The sequence below is a fragment of the Novosphingobium aquimarinum genome (assembly GCF_009746585.1).
GTDB lineage: Bacteria > Pseudomonadota > Alphaproteobacteria > Sphingomonadales > Sphingomonadaceae > Novosphingobium > Novosphingobium aquimarinum.
On record NZ_WRPO01000053.1, the window covers coordinates 1 to 2,998 of the forward strand.

At 61.3% G+C, this 2,998-nt stretch carries 2 protein-coding genes and 1 pseudogene; all 3 read left to right on the forward strand.

The genetic code is table 11. The features are described 5' to 3' along the window. Positions 1-166 precede the first annotated feature (166 nt). Entirely contained in the window at positions 167-1,897 is a 1,731-nt protein-coding gene (locus GQO94_RS20685) for a strawberry notch C-terminal domain-containing protein (protein WP_232333070.1), read from the forward strand. A 52-nt stretch (positions 1,898-1,949) separates the two neighbouring features. Continuing rightward, positions 1,950-2,363 carry an MbcA/ParS/Xre antitoxin family protein gene (locus tag GQO94_RS20690; protein WP_156843257.1) on the forward strand — a complete coding sequence of 138 codons (414 nt, stop codon included), beginning with the start codon at positions 1,950-1,952 and terminating at the stop codon, positions 2,361-2,363. After that, positions 2,360-2,875 (forward strand): annotated as a pseudogene (locus tag GQO94_RS20695) (RES family NAD+ phosphorylase); the annotation flags it as partial. The gene GQO94_RS20690 and the pseudogene GQO94_RS20695, both read left to right, overlap by 4 nt. Positions 2,876-2,998 lie beyond the last annotated feature (123 nt).

Consider the following 2,998-nt stretch of genomic DNA (forward strand, 5'->3'; position numbering starts at 1 on the left):
GTTCCTTCGACTTGTTGAGGTCGAGGGAACCGTAATTATCTGGAGTGAAATCATGGAAAACCGAAGGAAACCTGCGCCTCCTGCCGCCACGCTCGACATAAACTGCGACTGCAAAGAATATGTGATCGACTATCTCGCCAAGAGCTTCCCTGTTCGCCTGATGGCCGTGTTCACGGACGAAAACGGCAATCCTCGGTCCGAGCCGATGAGCGACGAGCAAGGCGCTCCGGTGCTGTGCCGCTCCGCGCTTGCTGCACGCGACCGGATGATCGAGCAGCTTTGCGCCTTGCCGCCGATCGCCACCGCGCTTGATGCCATCATCGAACGTTTCGGCGTCGACCAGGTGGCGGAAGTCACCGGTCGCACGCGTCGGCTTGTAGTCGGCCGCGATGGTCGCCAGAAACTCCAATCCCGACCGCCGCGGGCCAATGTCGCTGAGACCCAGGCTTTCATGGATTGCGCCAAGCGCATCCTGGTCTTTTCCGACGCCGGGGGGACCGGGCGCAGTTACCATGCCGATCTGGCCGCCAGGAATCAGGCGCGCCGTGTGCACTTCCTGCTCGAACCGGGCTGGCGGGCTGATGCAGCCATCCAGGGGCTTGGCCGGACCAATCGCACCAATCAGGCATCTGCGCCGCTGTTCAGGCCGGTGACGACCGATGTGCGCGGCGAGCGCCGGTTTATCTCGACGATCGCCCGGCGTCTGGACAGTCTTGGCGCTCTGACGCGTGGGCAGCGCCAGACCGGAGGTCAGAACCTGTTCGATCCGGCCGACAATCTCGAAAGCATCTACGCTAAGGAAGCGCTCCATCGCTGGTTCGGGCTGTTGTTCTCCGGCAAGCTCGACGCGGTCAGCTTGGGGCGTTTTCAGGAACTGACAGGTCTGCGGATCGAAGCCCCTGACGGGTCGATGGTCGATGACTTGCCCTCGATCCAGCGCTGGCTCAATCGCATACTTGCGCTTCCCATAGCCCTGCAGAACGCGATCTTCGATGAGTTCATGGGGCTGGTCGAAGCGCGCATCGATGCCGCCCGGCAGGCTGGCACACTCGATCTCGGCCTCGAGACGATCGCAGTCGAGGACTTCGCGGTCCTGTCTGACACACTGCTGCGCACAGATCCGGCCTCGGGCGCGACCACCCATCTGCTGGAACTGGAAATCGCCAGAGCCTTGAAGCCGCTCACCCTGAAGCGGCTCGAGGAGCTTCACGGCCTGACCGGGCAGCGGCAGCGACCGGTTCGGAACGCCCGCTCCGGTCGGGTCGCCTTGCTGGTGCCCGCCCGAAGCATCCTTGACGATGACGGTACGCGCGTGGCCCGCTTCGAATTGCTGCGTCCGCTTAAGCGCAGTCACATCACCGAGGATCATTTGGCTGAGAGCAGCTGGGAGGACATCTCCATCGACGCTTTCCGCGAGGCCTGGGCCGCCGAGGTGGAAGAGGCGAGGACCAGCCACAAGCGGGAGCGTCTGTATCTTGCGGCGGGCCTCCTGCTTCCGGTCTGGGACAAGCTCCCTTCGGATTTCGTGAGGGTGAGCCGTATCTTGGCGGCGGATGGTCGCTCTTTGCTAGGCCGTGAGATTCCAGTCCATTGCGTGCCCGAACTGTGCCGGACGCTCGGTCTCGAACGGGAACAAACGCTCTCTGCTGATGATATTGTCCAGTCCGTCCTGGCGACGGGGCGAGCCATGGAATTCCCCAGCCGCGAAAAGCTGATGGTCAAACGCAGTCTGGTCAACGGCTCACAGCGAATTGAGCTGAACGGTTGGAGCGTAGCCCGCCTCGACTGGTACAAGGCCCAAGGCTGCTTCACTGAGATCATCCGCTACCAGACACGGCTCTTCGTGCCGATCGATAGCGCAGCGAGCGTGATTGCCAGACTGGCATCATCGGCATAGACCTTGCCAAATGGCATTATTAGCCGTATATGATGCCATTTGGAGAACTGCCATGCTGGCTCTGCAACCCGTTGATACTGCCGTTACCACATTCCGGCCCGATCCGATTACTCAGGACGAGGCAGCTGCCATGTTCCGGGCAGTCCTCAATCTGTTCGGCAAGTGGGAACTAACCGACGAGCAGGCTGCAACCCTGCTCGACATGCCGGTGCGCTCTTATCGCCGATGGAAGGCGGAAGGTCCCGGGCGCGTTTCGCGTGATGGGCGTGCGCGTCTCTCCAACCTCTTAGGCATCCACAAAGCGCTTCGGATAATCTTCTCGGAGGCAACGCGCAGCTATGCCTGGATCAGAGCGGCCAACGACGCGTTCGACGGAGCCTGTGCGCTCGACGTAATGCTGGGAGGCGAGCTCACCGACATTATGCGCGTGCGTCGCTATCTCGACGCCGAGCGCGGTGGCTGGTGAGCGAAGCAGCAGAAATCCCCGTTTCTAGAGTTGAGTGGAAGGGCGCTGTCAGGATCATCCGCAGTGCCTTTCCGCCGATCGACCTGTTCGAGGATGTTGCTGATCCAGCCGACTGGCCACTTCTGATCTCAGCTGAGCAGAAGACCAACCCTCGCATAATGGCGACGATTGGCAATCTTGATCTTGTTCCGGTCGAGCGGCGGGTCGGGGGCAACGGCGCTTCCTATCTGATGGCGCCGTTCACACATGTCAGCACTGACCGCCCAAGCCGATTCACCGATGGCAGTTACGGCGTGCTCTATGTCGGAGACCGGTTTGAGACCGCGTTGTTCGAGACGATCCATCACCATGCCCGCTTCATGGCACGGACGAAGGAGGCACCTGGGTGGACTTCGCAGTTCCGGGACATCGTCATGTCAGTCGATGCAGACGTGCATGATCTCCGAACCATCGCTGTGGAGCCCGCTCCAGTGCTGGATCCTGACAGCTACGCGGCATCTCAAGCTCTCGCTATGAGAACGGCGGTGCAAAATTAGACCACGGTAGCGGCGGCGAAGTGCTGCTGCGGGCGGCGTAAAAGTCGTCCACTTTTTCCCTTTCGCGATGGCGGCGAGGGGGATGAGGGATTTACACCG